Source organism: Micromonospora sp. NPDC048907, assembly GCF_055586885.1.
On the sequence record NZ_JBVJHI010000009.1, the window covers coordinates 1 to 25,594 of the forward strand.

A 25,594-nucleotide genomic window follows, 5' to 3' on the forward strand; every position below is an offset into this window, starting at 1 on the left:
CCAATGGAAGGCCGCACTCCTCGCCGCGCGAGACGAGGCGGCACAGACCTGCGTACTCACCGATCTGGCCGCCGCGACCCCTCGGGAGGACTGATGACCGCGCCGACGATCGAACCGCTCTGGACGATTCAGGATGTCTCCGCATTCCTGGGTGTCCCGGTCGGAACCCTCTACCAGTGGCGCCACCGCCGGACCGGGCCGCGCGCCTCGCGCGTCGGACGTCACCTCCGCTACCAGCCCGCCGACGTGCGTGCCTGGCTTGACCAGCAGGCGGCCTGAGATGCCCGTCGATGACCTTTGGTACCTCAACAAACGTGGTGCTGACGGCAAGCGCCTACCGTCCCGGCGACACGGGCAGGGCAAGCGCTGGCGGGTTCGCTTCACTGATGCCGCTGACCATCCTCGGACGCGGTTCTTCGAGCGGAAGGTCGACGCGGAAGCCTTCGACGCTCGCGCTCGTGCTGGTGTGGCCGAGGAAATGAAGGTTCAGCACTCTGAGCGCCACCTGACCCTGCGGGACTACGGGGAACGGTGGCGGCTCTCCCGCGAGGTCGGGTGGGCCTTGGAGACACGCAAGCGGGTGGAGTCCAACCTCCGGTGCCACCTCTATCCGGCGTTCGGTGATCGGCCGCTCCGGGCTATCCACCTGACCTCAGTGCTGGAGTGGCTGACACGACGGTTGGAGGAAGGCACCCCGCGAACCTCACTCAAGCTGTACTTCGAACTCCTGGACACGGTGCTGAATGCTGCGGTAACCGACAAGGTCATCCCGGACAACCCCTGCGACGGGGTGAAGCTGGCTCAGGTGCTCCGGGGTTTCTCCCGTGCGCCGAAGTGGGTGCCAACTGAGGGCGAGGTCCTGGCGCTGATCGACGCGGTGCCGGCCCGCTACCGGGCGGCGATCTGGCTTGGCGCCGGACAAGGATGCCGGCTGGGGGAGGCCCTGGGGATTGAGCAGGGTGCCCGCTGTGTAGACCACGAGCGGTCAGAGCTGCACATCATTCAGCAGCTCCGATACGCGCCGCAACAGCACGGCGGCTTCTACCTCAGCGAGCCCAAAGCCGGCTCGTCCGGCACGGTCGACCTGGACCCGGTCGTCGGCCAGGTCCTCGCCGAGCACGTCCGCCAGTTCCCGCCCGTGCCGGTGGAGCTGGTCGACGTGACCAACGGTGATCCCGTCCGGCGATCGGTGCCGCTGCTGTTCACGACTCGCCGCGGTAATCCGTTCACCGATCGGACCTGGTCGCGAGAGTGGGCGGACTGGCGGGATGCGGCCGGATGGCCGAAGGAGCACGGGACCTTCCACGCTCTGCGGCACTTCTTCGCCACCACACTGATCACCAACCACGCCGAGCCACAGGACGTCCAGCGGCAGCTACGGCACAAGACTCTGCGAATCACGTTGGAGACGTACGTGCATTGGTGGCCGAAGCGGGACCGGCCTCGCGGCATCGTCGGGAGCGTCCTGCGGTCGGCGCGTTCCGGCCAAGATCAAGCCTGATCTGTACTGAGGCTGTACTAGTCGATCAAGCAAAACGGGAAACCGCAGGTGCGGAGTGAAGATGGTGGAGCCCAGGGGACTTGAACCCCTAACCCCTGCCTTGCAAAGGCAGTGCTCTGCCAGTTGAGCTAGGGCCCCGAGGCGGGCGGATTCGCCCGGTGCTGAGGTCAGGCGCGGTCAGCGCAGGTCGGGCGCGGTGGTCGCCTCGTGCCAGAGAGCGCGCTCGTCGTTCGAGGCCTTGATCTTCTTGGCCACGACGGCGGCGACGCCGACGACGCCGGCCAGGATCAGGAGCTTCTTGAACATGGGCTTGACCCCTCGCGCTCGACGACCGTCGGACGGTGTGCGGTGGGGCTAGCTGGAATCGAACCAGCGACCTCAGAGTTATCAGCTCTGCGCTCTAACCGACTGAGCTATAGCCCCGCGTAGCGACGAGCAAGGTTAACCCATCGCCGCCGTGGCCCCCAAATCGGGGGGCCGTCGTGGCGAGCTCACCCGCGCCCCTTCGAAACTACCCGGATACGCGACGCCGGGGCGACCGCTTTACGCGGTGCCCCGGCGTCGTCGTCGGGTCAGTCCCGCTCGGCGAGCGTCAGCTCGATCCCGCCGACCAGGTCGGCGCAGACGTTGTAGACGAACGCGCCCAGCGTCGCCAGCGCGGTGAAGAGCACGACGTTGACCAGGCCGATCAGCGCGGAGCTGAGGATCACGCCCTTGGCGGTGATCCGGAAGCCGCCGCCACCCTGACCGCCGCCGGCGTTGACCAGGTCGGTGAGGCTGTCGTTGACGCTCTTGAACACACCCATCGCGTCCAGCGCCAGGTAGAGCACCGAGGTGGCGACGACCACCACGATGAAGAGCACCACGGAGACCGCGAACGCGAACTTCATCACGGACCACGGGTCGATCCGCTTGAGGTTCAGCCGGGCCCGGCGCGGTCCGCGCGACGCGGCCGAGCTGACCGAGGTACGCGCGGCGCGTACCGCCTCACCCACGCGGGCGGCCCCGACGGCGGCCGCACCGCTGATGCCCGGTGGCAGGCCGCCACCGTTGGCGGGGCGGCCTGCGGCGGCGGGACGGCCGCCGTCCGGTGACGGCTTCGGCGCGGTGCCCAGGCCGGCGCCGACGCGCGGCTGGGTGCCGGTCGTGCCGGTGGACGGCCGGGCGGCCGCCGCGGGCTTGGGCGGCTGCGGGGTTGCACCGGGCTTCACGGCGGCCGGCGCGGCCAGGCCGTCGGCCGACGTCGGAGCGTCGACCTTCGTCTCGGCCTGGTCGGCCGGCGGCGAGCCCTCGCCGGTGGTTTCCGGCGGCGGGGCCATGCCGGGAGCCCGGGTGAATTTCGGGGCAGGCGCGTCGGCGGGGACGGTGGCCCGACCCACGGCCGCGCGGCCGGTCGCTGGTGTGCCGCCCTGTGCGGCCTCCTCGTCGACCGGGTTGGCCGAGGTCCCCGTGTTCCCCGACTTCGCCTGTGTCTCCGTCATCAACTAGTCCTGTTCGTCAGGCTCGTCGGCATTGCGAGCAATCGCCACGATAGTCACGCCGTCCGGGAGGTCCATCAGCTTGACCCCCATTGTGTTCCGGTCACGCGTACGGCGTACAGGCTTCACCGGAGTCCGGATGACGCCACCGTTGCTGGTGATGGCGAACAACTCGTCGTCCGGGTTGATCACCACCGCGCCAACCAGACCACCGCGTCGCTCGGTGATCTTCGCAGTCAGCACGCCCTTACCTCCCCGGCCCTGGACCGGGTATTCCTCGATCGGGGTTCGTTTCGCGTACCCCCCGTTCGTCGCGACCAGCACGTCCATGTCCATGCCCTCGCGGACGACCTCCATCGCCAGCAGGACGTCCTCGTCGCTGAACCGCATGCCGATCACCCCGGACGTGGCCCGGCCCATCGGGCGCAGCGCCTCGTCGCTCGCGTTGAAGCGAATGGCCTGGGCGTTCTTGGAGACCAGCAGCAGGTCGTCGGTCGGCGCCACGAGGGCAGCACCGACCAGCTCGTCCTCATCGCGCAGGTTGATCGCGATGACTCCGCCGGAACGGTTGGAGTCGAACTCCTCGAGCCGCGTCTTCTTCACCAGGCCGTTCTTCGTGGCCAGTACCAGGTAGGGCGCCACCTGGTAGTTCGGGATTTCGATGATCTGCGCGATCTGCTCGTCCGCTTGGAAGGCGAGCAGATTGGCCACGTGCTGGCCCTTGGCCACCCTACTGGCTTCGGGAAGCTCGTAGGCCTTGGCCCGGTAGACACGGCCCTTGTTCGTGAAGAACAGGATCCAGTCGTGGGTGGAGCATACGAAGAAGTGGCTGACGATGTCGTCCTGCCGCAGCGTCGCGCCGCTCACGCCCTTGCCGCCCCGCCGCTGCGAGCGGTAGAGGTCGACCTTCGTGCGCTTGGCGTACCCGGTGCGGGTGATCGTGACGACCACGTCCTCGCGGGCGATGAGGTCCTCCATCGAGACCTCGCCGTCGAACGGCACAATCTTGGTGCGCCGGTCGTCGCCCCACTTGGCGACGATCTCGCCGAGCTCCTCGGAGACGATCCGCCGCTGCCGCTCGGGCTTGGCCAGGATGTCCTTGAGGTCGGCGATCTCCACCTCGAGCTTGGCCAGGTCGTCCAGGATCCGCTGCCGCTCAAGGGCGGCCAGCCGGCGCAGCTGCATGTCGAGGATCGCGGTCGCCTGGACCTCGTCGATCTCCAGCAGCCGGATGAGGCCCTGGCGGGCGTCCTCGACGGTGGGCGAGCGCCGGATCAGGGCGATCACCTCGTCGAGCGCGTCCAGCGCCTTGGCCAGACCGCGGAGGATGTGCGCCCGCTCCTCGGCCTTGCGCAGCCGGAACGCGGTCCGCCGGCGGATGACCTCGATCTGGTGCTCGACGTAGTAGCGGATGAACTGGGCCAGGTTGAGCGTGCGCGGCACGCCGTCGACCAGCGCCAGCATGTTGGCGCCGAAGGTCTCCTGGAGCTGGGTGTGCTTGTAGAGGTTGTTCAGCACCACCTTGGCGACCGCGTCGCGCTTGAGCACGAGCACGATCCGCATGCCGGTGCGCCCGGAGGACTCGTCGCGGATGTCGGCGATCCCGCCGAGCTTGCCCTCCTTGATCAGCTCGGCGATGCGCTCGGCCAGGTTGTCCGGGTTGACCTGGTAGGGCAGCTCGCTGACCACCAGGGCCGGCCGGCCGCGCTTGTCCTCCTCGACCTCGACCACGGCGCGCATCCGGATCGAGCCGCGCCCGGTCCGGTAGGCGTCCTGGATGCCGGCCTGACCGACGATCAGGCCGTGGGTCGGGAAGTCCGGACCCTTGACGATCTCCAGCAGCGCCTCGAGGGTGGTGGCCTCGTCGGCCTCCGGGTTCTCCAGGCACCACTGCACGGCCGCGCCGATCTCGCGCAGGTTGTGCGGCGGGATCTTGGTGGCCATGCCGACCGCGATGCCCTCGGAGCCGTTGATCAGCAGGTTGGGGATGCGGGACGGCAGGATGGTGGGTTCCTTGGCCCGGCCGTCGTAGTTGTCCTGGAGGTCGACGGTGTCCTCGTCGATGTCCCGGAGCATCTCCATGGCCAGCGGGTCGAGCTTGCACTCGGTGTACCGCATAGCCGCGGCCGGGTCGTTGCCCGGCGAGCCGAAGTTGCCGTTGCCGTCGACCAGCGGGTAGCGCAGCGACCACGGCTGCGCCATCCGGACCAGCGCGTCGTAGATGGCCGAGTCGCCGTGCGGGTGGAACTGACCCATCACGTCACCGACGACGCGGGAGCACTTCACGTAGCCCCGGTCCGGGCGGTAGCCGGAGTCGAACATCGCGTAGAGGATCTTGCGGTGGACCGGCTTGAGCCCGTCCCGGACGTCCGGCAGGGCCCGCCCGACGATCACGCTCATCGCGTAGTCGAGGTACGAGCGCTGCATCTCGACCTCGAGCCCGACCGGCTCGATGCGGTCGTGCGCGACGACCGCGGCCAGGGTCTCCGGGGTCTCCGGCTCGTTCGGCGTGGACTCGGGAGTATCGGTCACTGTTAACCCTTATCAGACTCAGAGTCGTTTTCGTGCTGTGGATAACGGCTGTGGATACCGGCCAGACTGTGGATAACTCTGTGGACCGCCGGGCCGGCCGGTAGATCTCCGGCCGGCCCGGCGAGGCCCGTCAGATGTCCAGGAACCGCACGTCCTTGGCGTTGCGCTGGATGAACGACCGGCGCGCCTCGACGTCCTCACCCATCAGGACGCTGAACAGCTCGTCGGCGGTTGCGGCGTCGTCGAGCGTCACCTGGCGCAGCGTGCGGGTGGCCGGGTTCATCGTGGTCTCCCACAGCTCGGGATAGTTCATCTCGCCGAGACCCTTGAACCGCTGGATGTCGTCCGGCCGGGCGTTGGGCTTCTTCTGCTGGCGCAGCGCGATGAGCCCGTCCCGCTCCCGGTCCGAGTACGCGTACTGCGCGTCGTCGCCCTTCTTGTTCCACTTGATCTTGTAGAGCGGCGGGGCGGCCAGGTAGACGTGCCCCAACTCGACCAGCGGACGCATGAAGCGGAAGAGCAGGGTGAGCAGCAGCGTCTGGATGTGCTGGCCGTCGACGTCGGCGTCGGCCATCAGCACGATCTTGTGGTAGCGCAGCTTCTCGATGTCGAAGTCGTCGTGGATGCCGGTGCCCAGCGCGGTGATGAGCGCCTGGACCTCGTTGTTCTTCAGCACCCGGTCGATCCGGGCCTTCTCCACGTTGAGGATCTTGCCCCGGATCGGCAGGATCGCCTGGGTGCGCGGGTCGCGCCCCTGCTTGGCCGAGCCGCCGGCGGAGTCACCCTCGACGATGAACACCTCGGACTCGCGCGGGTCGGTCGACTGGCAGTCGGCCAGCTTGCCGGGCATCGAGCCGGACTCCAGCAGCGACTTGCGCCGGGCCAGCTTGCGCGCCTGCTGGGCGGCGATCCGGGCCCGCGCCGCCTGCGACGCCTTCTGGATGATGGTCTTGGCCTCGGCCGGGTTCCGGTCGAACCAGTCGACAAGCCACTCGTTGCAGACCCGCTGCACGAAGCTCTTGACCGGGGTGTTGCCGAGCTTGGTCTTGGTCTGGCCCTCGAACTGCGGGTTGGCCAGCTTGACCGAGATGATCGCGGCCAGCCCCTCGCGGATGTCCTCGCCGGAGAGCTTCTCGTCGCCCTTGAGCAGCTTCTTGTCCGTGCCGTAGCGGTTGACCACGCTGGTCAGCGCGGCGCGGAAGCCCTCCTCGTGGGTGCCGCCCTCGTGCGTGTTGATGGTGTTGGCGAAGGTGTAGACCGACTCGCCGTAGGACTCGTTCCACTGCATGGCGATCTCGACCGACATGCCCTCCTCCTCGGCGCCGAACTCGACCACCGTCTTGTGGATCGGGTTCTTCGAGGCGTTGAGGTGCCGGACGAAGTCGGCGATGCCGCCCTTGTAGAGGAAGGTGACCTCGCGCTGCTTGCCCTCCTCACCGTCGGACACCCGCTCGTCGAGCAGGTGGATGGTGAGGCCGCGGTTGAGGAAGGCCATCTCCTGCAGGCGCCGGTAGATGGTCTGGAAGTCGAAATCGACAGTCTCGAACACGTCGGCGTCGGGCCAGAAGGAGACCGCCGAGCCGGTCCGGTCGGTCGTCTCGCCCTTCTCCAGCGGGGTGGGCTTGGAGTTGTGGTACTGCTGCCGCCAGACGTGGCCGTCCTTGTGGATCTCCACGGCCATCCGGGTGGAGAGGGCGTTCACCACCGAGACGCCGACGCCGTGCAGGCCGCCGGAGACCGCGTACGCCTTGCCGTCGAACTTGCCGCCCGCGTGCAGCACGGTCAGCGCGACCTCGACACCCGGCTTCTTCAGCTTGGGGTGGAGGTCGACCGGGAAGCCACGCCCGTTGTCGGTGACCCGGACGCCGCCGTCGGCCAGCAGCACCACGTCGATGGTGTCGCAGTAGCCGGCCAGCGCCTCGTCCACGGCGTTGTCGACGACCTCCCACACGAGGTGGTGCAGGCCGCGCTCACCGGTGGACCCGATGTACATACCGGGCCGCTTCCGGACCGCCTCCAGGCCCTCGAGAACGGTGATCGACTCGGCGCCGTACTTCTTGTTGTCCTCCGCTGCCACCCTCGGCCACTTTCTCGCGCCGGCCGCGCCAGGGCGCGGGGCGCGGGTTCGGCGGACAGGACGCGACGTCGGCGCGCACAAACCGGTCCCCGGATCTCCAGGTCACGGATCGCGTACGCCGGTCGACGCGGTTGCCCGCGGATCGCGATCGGCTCGACCCGATGCGGGACAATGATCAAGGGCCCGGGTGGGCCCGTGTCCGTCGCTCCGTGTCGGGTCTTTCGTCTCGCCCTCAATCTTACTGTGCGCAGCCGACCAAACCGCCACTCGGCACCCCTCCGAGGCGGCTGAGAATGCCGTAGGAGCCCGAACCGTGCTATCCGCGACTCCCCCTACACGCCTTCGGCGGCGTCCGGTCGCGACGCGGCGTCAGGCGCACCGGGCTGAAGTCACCGGCCCCCTGGCCGCGGATGTGGCCGGCGCCGGATCGGTGCCTGCGGGTGACCGACCGGGGGTCGCGGCGAGACCAACCGTGCCGTACCTTTTGCGGCGCCGCCACCTGCGGTCTTGATCTTTCGCGGCCGGAACCGGGACGATCGACCCGATCGGTCGGACAACGTGCTTGCTGAGAGGTGACGCCAGATGGGGCTGGACAACGTCGCGGTGCACTGGCCGCGGACCGGCCGCTTCTACGATCCGGTCGCGCCGGCCGAGTTCGTCGACTTCGGCGAGATCGTGGACATGCCACGCATCTCGGCACCGACCGCCGCGCTCGCCGAGCTGATCGCGAAGACCGGCACGGTGCGGGCGACCGCGTACACGGAGCTGGTCGACCTCATCCTGGGCCTGGAAAATGTGCTCTACGCCACGGAGAACTCGGCCGAGGACGAGGACCCGGTGATCGACCCGGACGGCTGCTCCTGGATCGCCGAGGGCGTCGAGAAGTTCGTCACCCGGCACCGCCCCTTCGGCGAGGCGGTCACCTTCGAGTCGGTGAGCGAGGTGCTGCGCTCGCTGCTCGGCGACGGGCGCCTCGCCGAGCAGCAGCTCCGCTGGCTCGACAGCCGGCTGGACAAGCTGCGTGACGAGAGCGGCGAGCCGCCGCAGTGGAACTTCACCTGCGCCGAGCTGAGCGTGCTGGCCGCCTTCTACCGGCGCTGCGCCGAGCGGGGCTTCGCGGTCTACGCCGACGCCTGACCCGGCTGCCCGGCCTCGCCGGGCCCGGCCGCCGTGGCCCGGTTGGCCGCCGCGATCACCTCGGTGAGCACCGTGTGCAGGTGCCGCAGGTCCGCCAGCGGCAGGCCGAGCCGCTGCACGATCGCCGGCGGGATCCGCTCGGCCTCGGCCCGGAGCGCCCGCCCGGTGGCGGTGAGCGAGACGGCCAGGCTGCGCTCGTCCGACGCGTCGCGCTCCCGACGCACGTAGCCGGCGGCTTCCAGCCGCTTGAGCAGCGGTGACAGGGTGCCCGGGTCGAGCTGGAGCAGCCGGCTCAGCTCCCGGACCGACAGCGGCGCGTGCTGCCAGAGCGCCAGCATGACCAGGTACTGCGGGTGGGTCAGCCCCATCGGCTCCAGCAGCGGGCGGTAGACAGCGACGACGCCGCGCGCGGCGACGGAGAGCGCGAAGCACACCTGCTCCTCCAGCGCCAGGGGATCGCCCTCCAGCTCGGTCACCCTCGTCCTCCTCGTCGGTCGTTGCGATGGTAGCAACGATTGGTGTACCAATTATTGGGGCACCAATCGTACGGCGGCGAGGGAGAGTGCGGCGGATGAGCGGCGGCGAGCAGCAGGTGGGCGACGTTTCCGGCAGGGGCGGTCGCCTGATGGGCTGGGTCTTCCAGAACCTCGCCGGCCCGTCCCAGGTGCGGGGCGCCGTGCAGGGCGGCTCCCGGCTGGCGCGCGAGGCCTGGAAGCAGGACCTGGAGCGGCGCAAGCAGTGGAGCCGCGAACAGCGGGAGCTCAAGCGCGCCCGACGGGAGGCACGCCGCGGTGAGCGGTGACGCTCAGCCGTAGGTGTCGCGCGGCCCGCGACCACGCACCCGGCGCGGGCCACGCGACCAGGACGGCGCCGCCGGGCCGTGGATGTGCAGCTTGCGCACCACGTTGTGGCCCACCTCGCTGGCGATCTGCTTGAGCAGCGACCCGGCGAGCAGCCGCAGCTGGGTGGCCCAGGCCGTCGAGCGGGCCTCCACGGTCAGCTCGCCGTTCTCCAGCTTCACCGGGCGGCTGTGCTGCGCCACCTCCGCCCCGACCACCCGCTCCCAGGCGCCGAAGACCGTCGCCTCGGCCGCCGGCTGCTGCCAGCCGCGCGCCTTGACCAGCTTGTCGAGCACCGCGCCGAGCGGCTGCGGGTCCCGCGGGTCCGGCCCCGGACCGGAGTAGCCGCGCAGCCGCTTCTCGCCGTCACCGCGGACCGAGCCGCGCCGCCGCGTGCCGGCCGCCGCCTGCCGGCGGGCCTTGGCCGCGTCCAGCACGGCCCGGGCCAGCTCCGGCCCGGCCGCACCGGCCGGCAGGTCCGCACCGGCCTCGCCGCCCGGCTTCGCTTCCGGTCCCTCGGGGGTACGCCCACCGCGTCCCGGCCCCAGCCGTGCGGGCGGGAGCTCGACCTCATCCGACACGGCGTACCGTCCCCTCGCCCACCGCGTACCGGGTGCCCCGCAGGGTCGCCGGCACGTCGTCGTCGACCGCACAGGTCACCAGGAGCTGGCTCGCGCCGCCGACCAGCTCGGCCAGCCGCTCGCGCCGGCCGGCGTCCAGCTCGGCGAAGACGTCGTCCAGCACCAGCACCGGCTCGATCCCGTCGGCGCGCAGCAGGTCGTAGCCGGCCAGCCGCAGCGCCAGCGCGTACGACCAGGACTCGCCGTGGCTGGCGTAGCCCTTCGCGGGCAGCGGGCCGAGGGTCAGCGCCAGGTCGTCCCGGTGCGGGCCGACAAGCGTGGTGCCCCGCTCGATCTCCGCCGACCGGCTCGCGGTCAGCGCGGCGCCGAGAGCCTCCACCAGGGCCGCCCGGTCGGTGGTCGACTCGGGCAGCTCCAGCGACGGCCGGTACGCGATCCCCGCCGCCCCCCGGCCCGCCGCCACCGCGTCGTACGCCTTCGCCACGTGCGGGGTCAGCGCCGCCACCAGCTCCAGCCGGCCGGCGAGCAGCTCCGCGCCGTGGTGCGCCAGGTGCGTGTCCCAGACGGCGAGGGTGGACAGGTCCCCGCCCCGCGAGCCGCCCGTCTTCCGGGCCAGGTACGCCGTCCGCAACAGCGCGTTGCGCTGCTTGACCACCCGCTCGTAGTCGGCCCGCACCCCGGCGTACCGGGGCTGGCGGGTGACCAGCAGGTCGTCCAGGTAGCGGCGGCGCTCGGCCGGGTCACCGCGGACGAGTTCCAGGTCCTCCGGCGCGAACAGCACCAGCCGCAGCGCGCCCAGCACGTCCCGGGCGCGGCGGGCCGGGGAACGACCCAGCCGGGCCCGGTTGGCCTTGCCCGGAACGATCTCCAGCTCGATCAGGAGCTCCCGGCCCTCGTGCACCACCGCACAGCGGATCACCGCCGAGGCGGCGCCCATCCGGACCAGCGGGGCGTCCGTGGCGACCCGGTGCGAGTCCAGGGTCGCCACGTAGCCCAGCGCCTCGACCAGGTTGGTCTTGCCGACACCGTTCGCGCCGACCAGCACGTTCGGGCCCGGCTCCAGGTCGACGCCGACCCGCTCGTACGAGCGGAAGTCGACCAGTTCGAGCCGGCGGACGTACACAGGCTGTGGATACCGGTCAGCGCTTGTGGACGGCGTGCCCGCCGAACTGCTGGCGCAGCGCGGCGACGGCCTTCATGGCGGGCGAGTCGTCCTGCCGGGAGGCGAACCGGGCGAACAGCGAGGCGGTGATGACGTTCAGCGGCACGGCGAGCCGCACCGCCTCGTCGACCGTCCACCGGCCCTCGCCGGTGTCCTCGGTGTAGCCGCTCAGCTCGGCCAGCTCCGGGTCCTCGTCCAGCGCCCGGTCGAGCAGGTCGAGCAGCCAGGACCGGACCACGGTGCCCTCGCGCCAGGACTTGAAGACGCCCGGCACGTTCGTCACCAGCTCGGAGGCGGCCAGCAGCTCGTAGCCCTCGGCGTAGGCGTGCATGAGGCCGTACTCGATGCCGTTGTGCACCATCTTGGCGTAGTGGCCGGCACCGACCGGCCCGGCGTGCACGAAACCGAACTCGCCCGCCGGCTTGAGCGCCTCGAAGATCGGCATCAGCCGCTCGACGTGCTCCTGGGCGCCGCCGACCATCAGGGCGTAGCCGTTCTGCTTGCCCCAGACGCCGCCGGAGACGCCCACGTCGATGTAGCCGATGCCCTGCTCGTTGAGGCGCTCGGCGCGCGGGGCGTCGTCGCTGAACCGGGAGTTGCCGCCGTCGATGATGATGTCGCCCTCGCCGAGGACACCGGCGAGCTCGTCGATGGTGGCGTCCGTGACGCCGGCCGGGACCATCACCCAGACGGCGCGGGGCGACTCCAGCTTCTCGGCCAGCTCCGCGAGGCTCGCGACGTCGCTCAGCTCCGCGTTGCGGTCGTAGCCGACCACCTCGTGACCGGCGGCGCGCAACCGCTCGCGCATGTTGCCGCCCATCCGGCCGAGTCCTACCAGGCCGAGCTGCATCTGCTCCTACCTCCGTACGTCTGGGTCGTGCTGCCGTCGATCAGCGGGACACGCGGATCGGCATGATGAGGTACCGGTACCCGGGGATGACCTCGCCATCCTCGCCGGCGGGGGAAATCACCGCGGGCTTGAAGGCGTCGACGAACGCCAGCTGGGCGTGCTGGGCGCCCAGGTTGGTGAGGCCGTCGATCAGGTACTGCGGGTTGAAGCCGATGGTCAGCGCGTCGCCCGTGAAGGTCGCCTCCATGGCCTCGCTGGCCCGGGCCTCCTCGGTGCCGCCGGCCTCGACCACCAGGCCGTCGGAGCTGAAGCTGAGCAGCACCGGGGTCGTGCGCTCGGCGACGAGCGCCACGCGCTTGACCACCTCGATGAGCGTGGCGACCGGGACGCGGGCCTCGGCGTTGTGGCTGGCCGGGAAGAGCGAGCGCACCGGCGGGTAGTTCGCCCCGTCGAGCAACCGGCTGGTGGTCCGCCGGGTGCCGCCGGAGAAGCCGATCATGCCCTCGCCGGCGCCGCCCTGGGAGAGCGCCATGGTGACGTGGCCGCCGAGCGGGCCGAGGGCCTTGGCGGTGTCGTGCAGCGTCCGCGCGGGCACCAGCGCGTTGAGGCTGATCTCCGGGTCGTCCGGATTCCATTCCATCTCGCGCAGGGCCAGCCGGTAACGGTCGGTGGCGAGCATCGCCAGCGTGCTGCCGGAAAGCTCGATCCGGACGCCGGTCATCATCGGCAGCGTCTCGTCCCGGCCGGCGGCCACGGCCACCTGGGCCACGGCGGCGGCGAAGGCGGCCGCGTCGACGGTGCCGGCGCTCTCCGGCATCTCCGGCAGGGTCGGGTAGTCCTCGACCGGCATGGTCGGCAGGGTGAACCGGGCGCTGCCGCACACCAGCTCCAGGTGCGCGCCGACGGCGGCGATGTCCACCGGCTTGGCCGGGAGCGCCTTGGTGATCTCGGCGAGCAGCCGGCCGGAGACCAGGGCGGCCCCGTCGGCGTCACCCTGCACCTCGACGGTGACCTGGCTGGAAACCTCGTAGTCGAAGCCGGAGACCTGGAGGTTGCCGTCGGTCACCCGGAGCATCACTCCGGCCAGCACCGGCACGGAGGGTCGGTTGGGCAGGCTCTTGGCGGTCCACGCGACCGCCTCGGCGAGCGCGTCGCGCTCCACTCGGAACTTCATCAATGCCTCCGCGTCGACGTCAGCGACAACTCTCTCATGCCGACCGCTGCAACCCGTCCCGCCCGACCGTGCGGGTACCCCTCGCACCTTAGGGCGCGTGGGCATCGGCTGTGCGCCCGACCCCGTGGATCCAGGTGCCCGGGTGACTGCCGGCGGCAGTGCTCCGGCCCGATCCACAGGAAGTCCAACGGTGATGATTGGTTTTTGTTGTTTAGAAGAGATAACTCATCGTCTTCATCGCACCTGTGCAAACTGTGGAGAACCGGCGTCCGCCCAGGTCAGACAGGTTATCCACCGGTGGTTTGGCTGTGGAGAACCAGGGGTACAACCCGTGTCCCGGTCCACAGCCGTCGCCAGCCGCCGGGTTTTCCACGGCTGTCCACCGGTTGTCCACCGCTAATCCACCGGTTTTCTCCCCAGCGCTGTGGACAGCGGCGAGGGCGTCGGCCGCGGTCGTCCCCAGAACCTTCAACAGGTCCCCCACAGGCCGACCGTCGTCGGTGGACAACGCGACCGTCGTCCCCAGGCGTCCACAGGCTCGTCCCCAGGGGTTGTCCACAGTCTGTGGGTAACCGGGCGGAGACCGAGCGTGGTTTTCCACCGTCTGTGGAACAGGGGGTGTGGACAACCGGGCCGAGGTGTGGATGAACACGACACCGATCGTGGGCCCTGCACCGGGTCGAGGGTCAAGCGCCGGATACCGACAGGCACGAAAAAGCCCGGCCGGTGGACCCGGCCGGGCGTCGCGTCGGCGTACGGATCAGGTGGTCTGCTTGATCCGGTTGGTCAGCTCCGCGATCTGGTTGTAGAGCGAGCGCCGCTCCGCCATCTGCTGGCGGATCTTCCGGTCGGCGTGCATGACGGTGGTGTGGTCGCGGCCGCCGAACGCCTGCCCGATCCGGGGCAGCGACAGGTCGGTCAGCTCCCGGCAGAGGTACATGGCCACCTGGCGGGCGTTGACCAGCACGCGGGAGCGGGAGTGGCCGCGCAGGTCCTCCAGGCTCACCCCGAAGTAGTCCGCGGTGGAGGCCATGATCTGGTCGGCGTTGATCTCCGGCCCGGCGCCGTCCGGCATGAAGTCCCTCAGCACCTCCTCGGCCAGCGACAGCTCCACCGACGAGCGGGTGAGGCTGGCGAACGCGGTGACCCGGATCAGCGCGCCCTCGAGTTCCCGGATCGAGTTCGACACCCGGGAGGCGATGAACTCCAGCACGTCCGGCGGGGCGTACATCCGCTCCTGCGCCGCCTTCTTCTGCAGGATCGCGATCCGGGTCTCCAGGTCCGGCGGCTGGATGTCGGCGAGCAGCCCCCACTCGAACCGGGTCCGCATCCGGTCCTCGAGCGTGGCGAGCTGGCGCGGCGACCGGTCGGAGGTGATCACGATCTGCTTGTTCGCGTTGTGCAGCGTGTTGAAGGTGTGGAAGAACTCCTCCTGGGTCCGCTCCCGGTTCTCAAGGAACTGGATGTCGTCGATCAGGAGGATGTCCACGTCCCGGTAGCGGCGCTGGAACGCGCTGGTCTTGTCGTCCCGCAACGAGTTGATGAAGTCGTTGGTGAACTCCTCGGTCGAGACGTACCGGACCGAGCGGGCGTTGCCGAGCGTCGTGGCGTAGTGCCCGATGGCGTGCAGCAGGTGGGTCTTGCCCAACCCGGAGTGGCCGTAGATGAAGAGCGGGTTGTACGCCTTCGCCGGCGACTCGGCCACCGCGACACTCGCCGCGTGGGCGAAGCGGTTGGACGAGCCGATGACGAACGTCTCGAACATGTACTTCGGGTTGAGCCGGTTGCCGCCGGTCTCCGCGCCGCCGGGTATCCGCCGGTCGGCCGGGCCACCGGGCCGGTGGTCGGGGCCGCCACGGCCGGGACCGCTGTCCGTGGCGCCGTCCCGGGGCAGGCCGCGCAGCGGCGGGGCGTCGGCCGGGCCGGGCGCCTCCCGGTAGCGGGGCTCGTAGGGGCCGGTGTCGGGGGCGGTCGGCTCCACCCGGGACCGCTCGTCGTAGCCACGACGCTCGGGGGCGGCGCGCAACGGCTCGGCGAAGGCGGCGCTGAACAGCGTGTCCTGCCCGTCGCGGCTGGCCGGGATGAGCTGCGGCCGGGCGCCGTCGGCGGTGCGCTGCCGGGGGGCCGGCTCCTCGGCGGGCGGCTCCGGACGCGGGTCGGCGTACGCCGGGGCCTCCGGCCGGGCCGGAGGGAAACCGAGGTCGGGGAAGCCGGGCGCGGCGTCGGCCGGGCCGGACTGGTCGAAGCCGGTGAGCAGATCCGGTGGGCCGTCGGGTCCGGGGGCGGGCTCGGGGTTGCTGCGGTAGACGGTGCCGGCCGGTCGGCCACCCGGATCCTCCGCGACGCGCACCGTGACGGCCACCTGGATGGGCCGGCCGAGCCGGCGGCTCAACGCCTCGGTGATGGCCGGGCGGAGGCGGGACTCGATCACGTCCCGGGTGAACGCGTCGGGCACGGAGAGCAGTGCGGTGTCCTCGACGATCGCCCGCAGCCGGGTGAGCCGGAGGTACGCCCGCTGCTGCGCGGAGATGATCTCGTCGGCGAGCTCGTCGGTCGTCGCCGTCCACACCGCGGCAAGGTCGGTCGCTCCGGTCACCGTCGTGCCACCCCCTCGCCTCTGCTCACGCCCGCCCGGACGGCTGACCGGTCGTCATCCACAAGTTATCCACAGCCTGTGTGTACCGACCGATTGTGGCCGCCCACCGGACGCGGGTCGGACCTGCCCCCTGGTTCCCGGAGGCAACGAAGCGGGTTCACCGTGCCGAACGATTCACTACCTTGTCCGGTCTTGCCAGCCAGCGACAACCGACACTCCAGCTCGGCGCGTCTGAAACGCCGCGCGGCGACCTGGAGCCGTCGTCCCGGACCCCCGACGCGGACCGCAATCGGGCACGCTAACAGCGCGGACCCCGCGCCATCAACCGTCGACACCGGGGCAGCCTTGTCAACATCAGTGAAAACCGCCCCTTCGGTCGCGCTTCCGGCGCAGGTCGCGGCCCTGGTGTGAGGTTTGACGGTCATTGCCCCCCCTGCGTAGGCTGGAACGGCTGCTCTCTCGCCCTCTGCTAGGGTGATGGGTGCTTGCTGTCCGCGGTCACCTCCCCGCATCGCCGGGGCCCCAGGTCGCCGGGCAGCACCGATCGGAGGCCACCGGCGAGGTGGCCTGGACCACCACACGACCCCGGGCGATCCCCCGCGCGAGGTCTACGACAACGGAGAGCCTGACGTGAGCAAGCGCACCTACCAGCCGAACAACCGCCGGCGCGCGAAGACCCACGGCTTCCGGCTGCGCATGCGCACCCGTGCCGGCCGCGCCATCATCTCGACCCGTCGCAGCAAGGGCCGCGCGCGCCTGTCGGCCTGAGGCCGACCGGTCCGGTCCGGGGACGTGGGCAGTCGTGCTGGCCGCCGCGCAACGACTGCGGCGTAGCAGCGACTTCGCCGCAGCGGTCCGGGGTGGCCGACGCGTCGGCCGTGGTGCCGTCGTGGTGCACCTGACCCTCCCCGAGCAGACCGGACCCGCCGCGACAACCTCGTCGGAGCCGGCGCGGAGCGGTGGTGCGGAGATCTCCGCGCCGCGCCGCGCCGGCTTCGTCGTGTCCAAGGCCGTCGGCAACGCCGTGGTCCGCAACACGGTCCGCCGCCGGCTCCGCCACCTGGTCCGCGAGCGGCTGGCCGACCTGCCCGCCGGCAGCACCCTGGTGGTACGCGCGCTGCCGCCGGCCGCCCAGGCGTCGTACGCCCGGCTCGGCGTCGATCTGGACGCCGCTCTCGCGGCCGCACGCTCCCCCCGGGGACGGCGGTCCCGGTGACCGAGCACACTGCCGCGCCGCGGCCCTCTGCCGGTGCCCGCATGCTGATGGCGCCCATCATCGCGTACCGTCGGTGGATAAGTCCGGCACTGCCGGCCCGCTGCCGGTTCTACCCGTCGTGCAGTGCCTACGCCGTCGAGGCGGTGTCCCGGCACGGTGCGGCGCGGGGATCCTGGCTGACGGTCCGTCGGCTGTCGCGCTGCCACCCCTTCCACCCCGGTGGACACGACCCGGTCCCGGAGCCGGGCGACCGCCGCCGTTCCGACGTGACTGGAGCCTGAGTGTTTAGTCTCGACTGGATCTACTACGCGATCTCGTGGATCCTGCTGACCTGGCACTCGGCCTGGGACGCCATCGGGGTCTCGGTCGGCGCCGTGATCGGCACGAACTGGGCGTGGATCCTCTCCATCATCTTCCTGGTGGTCACCGTCCGGGTGATCCTCTTCCCGGTCTTCGTCAAGCAGATCAAGTCGCAGCGGGCCATGCAGGCGCTCCAGCCCAAGGTCAAGGAGCTGCAGGAGAAGCACAAGGGTGACCGGGAGACGCTCCAGAAGGAGATGATGGAGCTCTACCGGAAGGAAAAGGCCAACCCGCTGATGGGCTGCCTTCCGATGTTCCTCCAGATCCCGGTCTTCCTCGGCCTGTTCCACACGCTCAAGCGGCTCAACCCGGACAACCAGGGCAAGACCCTGTACGGCTGGACCGTCGAGCAGTTCGACAGCGCCTCCAACGCGAAGCTGTTCACGGCCCCGATCTCCGGCCGGTTCGGCTCCACGGCCGACGAGCTGGCGAACCTGGGTGCCAACAGCACCACGGTCAAGATCGTCGCCGGCATCCTGGTGCTGATCATGATCGCCACGACCTACCTGACCAGCCGGCAGATGATCCTCAAGACCGGCTGGGCCGAGGACCCCCAGCAGCGGATGGTGCAGCGGCTGATGCTCTACGGCATCCCCGTCTCGCTGCTCATCTCGGGCTCGATCTTCCCGATCGGTGTGATCATCTACTGGGTCACCAACAACCTCTTCACCCTCGGCCAGCAGCAGTGGGTGCTGCGGAAGTTCCCGCCGCTGGTGCCGCCGAAGAGCAGCACCGCCGGCAAGGCCACCGCGGGCAAGGCCACCGCCCAGCCGGCCCGGGCCGGCGGCCTGCTCGGCCGCAAGACCGCCCAGCCGGCCGTCAAGGCCCCGGCCGCCGCTCCCAAGGTGGCCGGCCCGAAGCCCGGCGCCAAGCCGGTCAACCCGAAGAAGAGCAGCGGCCGGCCCGCCAAGCGACAGGGCTGAGCCTCACCGGGCCGCCGCCGGACACCGGTGGCGGCCCGTTCCGGTCCCCGAGCTGCCACCCTCCGGGGTCGGCGCCGGGCCGGAACCGCCGCGCGGAGCGCGGTCACGGGCGAAACTGGCCCGTACAGACGTGCCCGAGGGCACCGGCGAACCTCCCGCCGGCCCCCGGGAGACCAGCGGACCCGACGGTCCGGCCGAGCGAGTACGGAGATGACACCGTGACCGACACCAGCATCCCCAGCGCGGACCAGTCCCTGGACGAGGAGACCGCGCCGGCCGCCACGACGGAGGAGGCCGAGGACACCCAGGCCGAGGCCCGGGAGAAGAAGGCCCCCGCCGACAGCGACCTGTTCCGGCAGAGCGAGATCGCCGCCGACTACGTCGAGGGCCTGCTCGACATCCTCGACTACGACGGCGACATCGACGAGCTGGTCTCCGGCGGCCGCCCGGTCGTCGAGGTGGTCGGCGGTCGCCTGCAGAACCTGGTCGGCCAGCGCGGCGCCACCCTGGAGGCGCTCCAGGAGCTGGCCCGGCTGGCGGTGTTCCGGCAGACCGGTTCGCCGAGCCGCCTGCTGCTCGACGTCGGCGGCTACCGCGCCGCCCGGCGCAAGGAGCTGGCCGCGGTCGCCAAGAACGCGGTGGAGAAGGTCAAGGAGCACGGCGAGCCGGTGCGCCTCGAGCCGATGTCCGCGTTCGAGCGCAAGTGCGTGCACGACGTGGTCAACGCGATGAGCGGTGTGGAGAGCGAGTCCGAGGGCGTCGAGCCGAACCGCCGGATCATCGTCCGGCCGGTGACGGACTGACGTAGGTGGCTTCCGACGAGACAACGGCGGGTGCCGTGACCGGCCCGGGCGGCACCCCGCCCGGGCCGTCGCCTGTCCGCACCGATCCGGCCGTCGACCCGATCTTCTCCGAGGGTGACGCTTCGGCCCTCCCGCCGAGCCCGGTCCCGCCCGCGGGCCCGGTCGACCCGACCTTCTCAAGCGAACCCGCCCATTCGGGCGATCCGGTTCCGGCCTCCGTGCAGCCCGCCGCCGGGGCCGACCCCGCCACCGGCGTGACACCGGCCTTCTCCGGCGAGCCGGAGGGACGGCCCGAGTCGTCGGCGCCGGTGGAGGCGGCGGCCGCACCGGTCGCGGGAGGCGCGATCGACCCGCTGTTCGCCGAGCCGGCGCCTGCCGGCCGTGACCTGGACGACGGACCCTCCGACGAGCGGGACGACTCGGCACCGTCCCTCGTGGACGGTGATGGCCGTCCCTCCGGCGACCAGCCGGACCCGGCGGAGGCGACGTTGCCGCCCGAGTTGGCCGAGGCCGCCCGGACCCTCTTCGGCGACCGCCTCGACCTGGCCGCCGCGTACGCCGAACTGCTGGCCACGGACGGCGTGGTGCGTGGGCTCATCGGCCCCCGCGAGACGCCGCGGCTCTGGGAGCGTCACCTGCTCAACTGTGCGGCGCTGGCCGAGCGGATCCCGGAGGGCGCCAGCCTGATCGACGTCGGCTCCGGTGCCGGCCTGCCCGGTCTGGTGCTGGCCATCGCGCGGCCGGATCTCACCGTGACGCTTGTCGAGCCGCTCGCCCGGCGCACCGCCTTCCTCATCGAGGCGGTGCAGCACCTGGGGCTGACCAAGTCGGTCCGGGTGTTCCGTGGCCGGGCTGAGGAGGCCGCGGTCGGCTCCCGGGACCGGGCGCCGCTGTCCGCCGACATCGTCACCGCACGAGCGGTGGCCCCGCTGGACCGGCTCGCCGGCTGGTGCCTGCCGCTGGCGGTGCCCGGCGGCCGCCTGGTGGCGCTCAAGGGTGCCTCCGCCGCCGAGGAGATCGCCGAGCACGCCGCGGCGGTGGCCCGGCTCGGCGGCGGCGAGCCGGAACTGCACCGGTGCGGCGTCGACGTGATCGACCCGCCCGCCACGGTGATCGAGGTCGTCCGCGAACGGGTGGTCGGCCCGGCCAGGAAGAAGGCGCCCAAGCGCTCGCGGGGTGGTCGTCGCCGTGGCACCCAGGGCCGGGATCGCTGACGCGGCAAGGCTTTCCGGACGCCCGCCCGGTCGTTGGACCGGGTGGGCGTGAGCTGGGTGATCAGAACCCGACGTGGACCCGCTACGCCCGTCGGCCGTAGGCTGGCCGCGCGCCGATAGTGTGGAGCGGCGGTGCCGGGCGGCACCCGAACCCGACCGTTCCCACCGGGCCGGTGACGCCGCGCGGCGAGCGCGGGGGCCTGAAAGACGGGTGCGGACCGACCATCCGGAGCGGGCAGGGATGACAGGTGCATGACGACGGCAGGTACGACGATTCACGGGTGACCGGGCCAGGCGGACGACCCTCTGCCACCGGCCCCGTTTCACGTGAAACCAACTTCCAGGGCTGGCCGTCGAACGGCGAGCCGCACGACCCGTCCACGCCACCCCCGGACTGTGACCCGGTGGTGCGGCGGGACGTGCCTCCGGCCGGCGCCGTGCGGCCGACCTCGTCCGTGCCGGCGAACGTTCCGCCGGCGCGGGACCCGCACGATCCGAGCGACGGCCCGGTGAACGCGCCCACCGCCCGTCCGGTCCCGGTACGCGGCAACGCCGCCGTCCCCGCACGGTTCGAGCCGCCACCGCCGGCCGTGGTCGTACCGCAGCAGCCCACCCCGGAGTCCGCGCCGGACGTGCCCGCGGCCCCGTCCCCGTCCGACACGCCACCGGATGCCGGCTACGGTGCCGAAGCCCCGGCAAGCACGTACGTTTCACGTGAAACCCCGACGCGCGAAGAGGATGACCCACCGTTGGCTATGGAGGCTATGCGCGCCGTGCAGATCCTGAACCCCAGTGGTGAGGTCACCATGCCGCGCCCGGAACGGACCCGGGTGATGTGCGTCGCCAACCAGAAGGGCGGCGTCGGTAAGACCACCACCACGGTGAACCTGGCAGTGGCGCTCGCCCTGCACGGCAACCGGGTGCTGGTGGTCGACCTCGACCCGCAGGGCAACGCCTCCACCGGGCTCAACGTGCCGCACCACACCGGCGTGCCGGACGTCTACGACTGCCTCATCGACAGCGTGCCGCTGGAGGAGGTGGCCCAGGCCGTCGAGGGAATCCCGAACCTCTGGTGCGTACCGGCCACCATCGACCTGGCGGGTGCCGAGATCGAACTGGTCTCCGTCGTCGCCCGGGAGTCCCGGCTGGCCCGGGCCATCGCCGCATACCCGGGGCACTTCGACTACGTGTTCATCGACTGCCCGCCCTCGCTCGGCCTGCTGACCGTCAACGCGTTGGTCGCCGCGCAGGAGGTGCTGATCCCCATCCAGTGCGAGTACTACGCGCTGGAGGGCCTCAACCAGCTGATCCAGAACATCAACCTCGTCCGGCAGCACCTGAATCCGAAGCTCGAGGTGTCCACGATCCTGCTCACCATGTACGACCGGCGTACCCGGCTGGCCGACGCGGTGGAGCAGGACGTCCGGAACCACTTCGGCGACAAGGTGCTCCAGGCCGTGATCCCCCGGAACGTCCGGGTCTCCGAGGCGCCCAGCTACGGGCAGTCGGTGATGACCTACGATCCCGGTTCGCGGGGAGCCACGAGCTACTTCGAGGCCGCCCAGGAGATCGCGGAGCGGGGCGTCAAAGAGCCGGTGAGCCGGAATGCGTAGTACGGAGAAGTCGCTGGGAGGCGTCGCATGAAGAACCGTCCTCGCGGCGGTCTGGGCCGGGGGCTCGGCGCCCTCATCCCCACCGGGCCCGCGCCGGGCAGCGCCCCGGCGACCGCCGAAACCGAGAACGGTACGGCGCCGGCCGTCCCGGCCACCCCGAGCGGTGGTGCCGCGGCGGCGGTGACGGGAGCCAACGGCTTCGGCGACGTGGCCGCCCCGGCCGCGCCGGCCGCCGAGCCGGAGCCGCAACTGAGCCCGGTCCCCGGAGCCCGCTTCGCCGAGATCCCGGTCGACAGCATCGTCCCGAACCCCAAGCAGCCTCGGCACGTCTTCGACGAGGAGGCGCTGGAGGAGTTGAAGACCTCGATCCAGGAGGTCGGCTTCCTCCAGCCGATCGTCGTCCGCCAGCTCGACAGCGAGAAGTACGAACTCGTCATGGGCGAGCGGCGCTGGCGCGCGGCCCAGGCGGTCGGCCGGGAGAGCATCCCCGCCATCGTCCGGGACACCAAGGACGACGCGATGCTCCGCGACGCGCTGCTGGAGAACATCCACCGCGCGAACCTCAACCCGCTGGAAGAGGCGGCCGCGTACCAGCAACTGCTGGAGGAGTTCGGCGCGACCCACGAGGAACTGGCCCGCCGGATCGGCCGGAGCCGGCCGCAGATCTCCAACACCATCCGGCTGATGAACCTGCCGGCCCAGGTGCAGCGCCGGGTCGCCGCCGGTGTGCTCTCGGCCGGCCACGCCCGCGCCCTGCTCAGCCTCGACGACTCCGAGGCGCAGGAGCAGCTCGCCAAGCGCATCGTCGCCGAAGGCATCTCCGTACGCGCCACCGAGGAACTGGTGGCGCTGGCGCTCGCCGACGGCCCGGCGAAGGCCCCGGCCGCGAAGCGCCGCCCGAAGCCGCACGCGCCCGCGCTCACGGACCTCGCTGACCGGCTCTCCGATCGCTTCGACACCCGGGTGAAGGTGGACATCGGCCGGAGCAAGGGCAAGATCACGATCGAGTTCGCGACCGTCGACGACCTGGAGCGGATCGTGGGAATCATCGGCGTCGGGCAGGAGGAGCAGCCGCCCGAGGAGTGAACAGCCCGGTGTCGATTTCGGCCGCGTGGTCCCTCCGGGGGCGACGCGGCCGAGTCGTCTCCGGGCCGGAGGACCGCGGCACCCGGGAGCTGGTGGAGGGTGTCCGCTTGCGGGGATGGGCTCGCTTCGGCCGTGCTCACCGCGGACCGGGGCTGCCTCCTGGCGTCCGCTACCGGGCTCAGGCCCGGCGGCTCTGGTTTCGGACTCGGGTCGGCGGCTCCGCAATCGGGCTCGGTGCCGGCGGCTCGGTTCCGGCGGCTCGGGTCCGGCGGCTCGGGTCCGGCGGCGCGGGTCCGGCGGCGCGGGTCCAGACGGGGTGCTCGCCCGCCGGCTGCTCTGGCGGCTGCGGCAGCGGATCGGCTCGGGTCCGGCGGCCCGCTCTGGTTCGCTGGGTGCCCTCCTGGTGCCGTCGTGGGTGTCGTGCCGGAAGAGGCGTCCGCGCGGCGTCCTGATGGGCCTCTGGGCGGCCGGCGGTCTCCTGGACGGGGCGCTGGGACGCCCTGGCCGTGTTCGGCCCTGACGGCCTTCTGAGGGCTCGGCGTTTACGGGGTAGCTATTCGAAGGCCATGGTCGACGGGATCGCCGCGCCGTGCTCGATGGCTCGCAGGTGGTGGTGACGCCGGCCATCATGGCGAGGTCGGTGCTCGCCTTGTCGTCGCCCGATCGTCTGACCTTGTCGTCGCAGGACTGGTTTGAGTGCCCGGCGGGCTCTGAAGGGCCAGGGCCACCGCCGACGTGGGTGCCCGCGTCACCGACCTGTCCCGCTACCGGCTCGTCCTGGCACCCCCCTCCAAGGCCGTCGCGCGATCACCAGTCACCTCCCCGCTCGTAGCGCCGTAGCGCAGCTCGACCTGTCGGTACCGCCAGCTGGCCGGTGGACTCCGAACCGCCAGTGGTCGGGCGTCGCGATTTGCGCGGGCACCGATGGCCGGGAGGCTCCGGGAAGGAGGCTTCCACGTCGCCGTTTCACGTGAAACACGTCCGCCGGCGCGCTTCGTGGCTCAACGGCGCGCCCGCAGCCGGCTGGTTGGCAACGCGCGCCCCAGGCGAAGCCTGGATGGCAACGTCGCGCGCAGCAGCTGGGCCGGGCCGCGCCGGTGTTCGACACCTGGAAGGTGATCCCGTGACGCCACGCGCGGCAGCTCGGCTGGGTGGCGACGCCTTTCCCCGAGGCCGACCCCCGTGGGCGACGCACGCGCCGTAGCCGGCTGGATGGTGGTGGCGCACGCGCTGCAGTCGGCGGATGGATGCCGCACGGGGCGCGCCAGGGCTCGATCGCCGACTACTGACGCCTGTTTCACGTGAAACAGGGAGCGCCGCCGCGACGGTGCCGGCCCAGAATTGGCCGTCTCCGGTTTGGGTGGCGGCAGTTGGGGCGCCGGAACGCAGATGCCCACCAGATCCGGGGAGCGCAGACACGGACTGGCGCAGGAAGGCCCGAGGTGGCTGAGGGACTAGGGGTGGGCCCTGGACACCGACTTCGGCAGCCCGGCAGTCGCCAGCGGTGGGCGGACGCGAGGGGTGTGAACTCGCCTCCGCGCCCGACAGGTCGGCAAGTGGCCGAGGGGCGCGCCGCAGACGCCCATGGGTTGGTGGTCCGGCCTCCAAGTACGACTACCACTGGTATCCGTCAGGCGGACCCGGCGAGTAGGCGTCGGCCGGACCTGGCGGGCAGGGTCAGGTCCCTTCCATGAATCCTTCTGCCACGAAGGCGTGCCGGTCGTCTCCGACGGCCCGCCGCCCTTGGACGTCGGCCTCGCCGCCGACCATGAGGACCCGCCGGCCGGCCTCATGGGGCCAGTCCGTCTCCGGCCAGCGCCCCACCACGACGCCGCATCCGCTTCCTGTTTCACGTGGAACACAGGCCCGCTGGATGCCCGCCGCAGACAGTCGCCGCCCACTACTGACCGCAGACCCGCCGGGCGGGCTCACTTGTGCGTTGACGCCGATGTGCGTGGTGAACCGCCCCGGCAACCACGGCCGGAGCCGCGCGGCAATCACCGGAAGTCGCGCCAAGGATCCTGCTCGCGGAACGCCCTGACCGGACTCATACCGGAGGCGGCTCGCCGGGCACTGCTCGTCTCGACACTGCTCGTCCGACATTGCTCGTCCGACACCGCTCGTCTCGACACTGCTCGTCCGACACCGCTCGTCCGGGCACCACTAGTCCCGACACCGCTAGTCGACACCGCTCGTCCCGACAGCTCGCGCCAGATCCCGCTCGCCAGATCCCGCTCACGCGTGCCGCCGTTTCACGTGAAACACGGCCGCCAATCGGGCGCCTGTCGGGCCCGCGCAGCGCCTCGCAGACCGTCTCGGAAAGCCATCGCCCCCGGCCGGTGCGGATCGCCGTTTCGCTCGTTGGGAAGGGAGGGTCGAGGCACCCCGAAGACCGGAAGACGGCCGCCAACGTTATCCACAGCAGTTGTCCACAGGCTCTCCCCGTTCCACG

General features: G+C 71.2%; 22 protein-coding genes and 2 tRNA genes. 12 read left to right on the forward strand and 12 right to left on the reverse strand.

Annotated features, from left to right (window positions below; genetic code table 11):
* Window positions 1–93: 93 nt before the first annotated feature.
* Both ACZ6PY_RS26350 and ACZ6PY_RS26355 read left to right on the forward strand, forming a co-directional pair.
* Window positions 94–279 carry a helix-turn-helix transcriptional regulator gene (locus tag ACZ6PY_RS26350; protein WP_466076537.1) on the forward strand — a complete coding sequence of 62 codons (186 nt, stop codon included), beginning with the start codon at window positions 94–96 and terminating at the stop codon, window positions 277–279.
* A 1-nt stretch (window position 280) separates the two neighbouring features.
* Window positions 281–1,501, forward strand: a complete 1,221-nt coding sequence (locus ACZ6PY_RS26355) for a tyrosine-type recombinase/integrase (RefSeq protein ID WP_466076540.1) — start codon at window positions 281–283, stop codon at window positions 1,499–1,501.
* Window positions 1,502–1,563: 62 nt separating this feature from the next.
* Here ACZ6PY_RS26355 and ACZ6PY_RS26360 read toward each other — a convergent pair.
* The 6 genes from ACZ6PY_RS26360 to gyrB form a co-directional block, all read right to left on the reverse strand.
* Window positions 1,564–1,639, reverse strand: a tRNA-Ala gene (locus ACZ6PY_RS26360).
* Window positions 1,640–1,678: 39 nt separating this feature from the next.
* Window positions 1,679–1,807 carry a DLW-39 family protein gene (locus ACZ6PY_RS26365; RefSeq protein ID WP_208818042.1) on the reverse strand — a complete coding sequence of 43 codons (129 nt, stop codon included), beginning with the start codon at window positions 1,805–1,807 and terminating at the stop codon, window positions 1,679–1,681.
* A 43-nt stretch (window positions 1,808–1,850) separates the two neighbouring features.
* Window positions 1,851–1,924 (reverse strand) — tRNA-Ile (locus tag ACZ6PY_RS26370).
* 149 nt (window positions 1,925–2,073) lie between these two features.
* Window positions 2,074–2,982: a DUF3566 domain-containing protein gene (locus tag ACZ6PY_RS26375; RefSeq protein WP_466076543.1), complete on the reverse strand. Its 909-nt coding sequence runs from the start codon at window positions 2,980–2,982 to the stop codon at window positions 2,074–2,076.
* 3 nt (window positions 2,983–2,985) lie between these two features.
* The gene (gyrA, locus tag ACZ6PY_RS26380; RefSeq protein ID WP_466076546.1) at window positions 2,986–5,511 is read right to left on the reverse strand and encodes a DNA gyrase subunit A; all 2,526 of its coding nucleotides are present in this window, start codon (window positions 5,509–5,511) and stop codon (window positions 2,986–2,988) included.
* 130 nt (window positions 5,512–5,641) lie between these two features.
* Window positions 5,642–7,588 (reverse strand): DNA topoisomerase (ATP-hydrolyzing) subunit B, encoded by a 1,947-nt coding sequence (gene gyrB / locus ACZ6PY_RS26385; protein WP_466076548.1) that lies wholly within the window; start codon window positions 7,586–7,588, stop codon window positions 5,642–5,644.
* Between the two features lie 582 nt (window positions 7,589–8,170).
* On the opposite strand from gyrB, the gene ACZ6PY_RS26390 reads away from it, so the two are divergent.
* Window positions 8,171–8,725: a hypothetical protein gene (locus ACZ6PY_RS26390; protein ID WP_262284999.1), complete on the forward strand. Its 555-nt coding sequence runs from the start codon at window positions 8,171–8,173 to the stop codon at window positions 8,723–8,725.
* Here the strand turns inward: ACZ6PY_RS26390 and ACZ6PY_RS26395 are convergent.
* Entirely contained in the window at window positions 8,710–9,192 is a 483-nt protein-coding gene (locus ACZ6PY_RS26395; RefSeq protein WP_466077084.1) for a MarR family winged helix-turn-helix transcriptional regulator, read from the reverse strand. The genes ACZ6PY_RS26390 and ACZ6PY_RS26395 overlap by 16 nt on opposite strands.
* Before the next feature lie 104 nt (window positions 9,193–9,296).
* On the opposite strand from ACZ6PY_RS26395, the gene ACZ6PY_RS26400 reads away from it, so the two are divergent.
* Window positions 9,297–9,527, forward strand: a complete 231-nt coding sequence (locus tag ACZ6PY_RS26400; protein WP_466076551.1) for a hypothetical protein — start codon at window positions 9,297–9,299, stop codon at window positions 9,525–9,527.
* Between the two features lie 3 nt (window positions 9,528–9,530).
* Here ACZ6PY_RS26400 and ACZ6PY_RS26405 read toward each other — a convergent pair whose 3' ends face one another.
* From ACZ6PY_RS26405 to dnaA, 5 genes are all read right to left on the reverse strand, one after another.
* On the reverse strand, window positions 9,531–10,145 hold the full coding sequence (locus tag ACZ6PY_RS26405) for a DciA family protein (protein WP_466076554.1): 615 nt from the start codon (window positions 10,143–10,145) through the stop codon (window positions 9,531–9,533).
* Window positions 10,135–11,268 (reverse strand): DNA replication/repair protein RecF, encoded by a 1,134-nt coding sequence (gene recF / locus ACZ6PY_RS26410; RefSeq protein WP_466076558.1) that lies wholly within the window; start codon window positions 11,266–11,268, stop codon window positions 10,135–10,137. The genes ACZ6PY_RS26405 and recF overlap by 11 nt, the downstream gene beginning before the upstream one ends.
* 16 nt (window positions 11,269–11,284) lie before the next feature.
* Window positions 11,285–12,157: a phosphogluconate dehydrogenase (NAD(+)-dependent, decarboxylating) gene (gene gnd, locus ACZ6PY_RS26415; protein WP_313723824.1), complete on the reverse strand. Its 873-nt coding sequence runs from the start codon at window positions 12,155–12,157 to the stop codon at window positions 11,285–11,287.
* A 40-nt stretch (window positions 12,158–12,197) separates the two neighbouring features.
* Entirely contained in the window at window positions 12,198–13,331 is a 1,134-nt protein-coding gene (gene dnaN, locus ACZ6PY_RS26420) for a DNA polymerase III subunit beta (protein WP_151460585.1), read from the reverse strand.
* Between the two features lie 760 nt (window positions 13,332–14,091).
* The gene (dnaA, locus tag ACZ6PY_RS26425) at window positions 14,092–15,927 is read right to left on the reverse strand and encodes a chromosomal replication initiator protein DnaA (RefSeq protein ID WP_466076566.1); all 1,836 of its coding nucleotides are present in this window, start codon (window positions 15,925–15,927) and stop codon (window positions 14,092–14,094) included.
* Window positions 15,928–16,557: 630 nt separating this feature from the next.
* On the opposite strand from dnaA, the gene rpmH reads away from it, so the two are divergent.
* From rpmH to ACZ6PY_RS26465, 8 genes are all read left to right on the forward strand, one after another.
* Window positions 16,558–16,695 (forward strand): 50S ribosomal protein L34, encoded by a 138-nt coding sequence (rpmH, locus tag ACZ6PY_RS26430; protein WP_013289388.1) that lies wholly within the window; start codon window positions 16,558–16,560, stop codon window positions 16,693–16,695.
* A gap of 34 nt (window positions 16,696–16,729) precedes the next feature.
* Window positions 16,730–17,143, forward strand: a complete 414-nt coding sequence (rnpA, locus tag ACZ6PY_RS26435; protein WP_466076570.1) for a ribonuclease P protein component — start codon at window positions 16,730–16,732, stop codon at window positions 17,141–17,143.
* Between the two features lie 41 nt (window positions 17,144–17,184).
* Window positions 17,185–17,424 carry a membrane protein insertion efficiency factor YidD gene (yidD, locus tag ACZ6PY_RS26440; protein WP_466076574.1) on the forward strand — a complete coding sequence of 80 codons (240 nt, stop codon included), beginning with the start codon at window positions 17,185–17,187 and terminating at the stop codon, window positions 17,422–17,424.
* Complete coding sequence (gene yidC, locus ACZ6PY_RS26445) at window positions 17,425–18,426, forward strand: membrane protein insertase YidC (protein ID WP_466076577.1); 1,002 nt, start codon at window positions 17,425–17,427, stop codon at window positions 18,424–18,426.
* A 218-nt stretch (window positions 18,427–18,644) separates the two neighbouring features.
* On the forward strand, window positions 18,645–19,229 hold the full coding sequence (locus ACZ6PY_RS26450; RefSeq protein WP_466076582.1) for a Jag family protein: 585 nt from the start codon (window positions 18,645–18,647) through the stop codon (window positions 19,227–19,229).
* Window positions 19,230–19,663: 434 nt separating this feature from the next.
* Entirely contained in the window at window positions 19,664–20,443 is a 780-nt protein-coding gene (gene rsmG / locus ACZ6PY_RS26455; protein WP_466077087.1) for a 16S rRNA (guanine(527)-N(7))-methyltransferase RsmG, read from the forward strand.
* 248 nt (window positions 20,444–20,691) lie between these two features.
* Entirely contained in the window at window positions 20,692–22,056 is a 1,365-nt protein-coding gene (locus ACZ6PY_RS26460; protein WP_466076585.1) for a ParA family protein, read from the forward strand.
* Between the two features lie 27 nt (window positions 22,057–22,083).
* Complete coding sequence (locus ACZ6PY_RS26465) at window positions 22,084–23,142, forward strand: ParB/RepB/Spo0J family partition protein (RefSeq protein ID WP_466076588.1); 1,059 nt, start codon at window positions 22,084–22,086, stop codon at window positions 23,140–23,142.
* Window positions 23,143–25,594 lie beyond the last annotated feature (2,452 nt).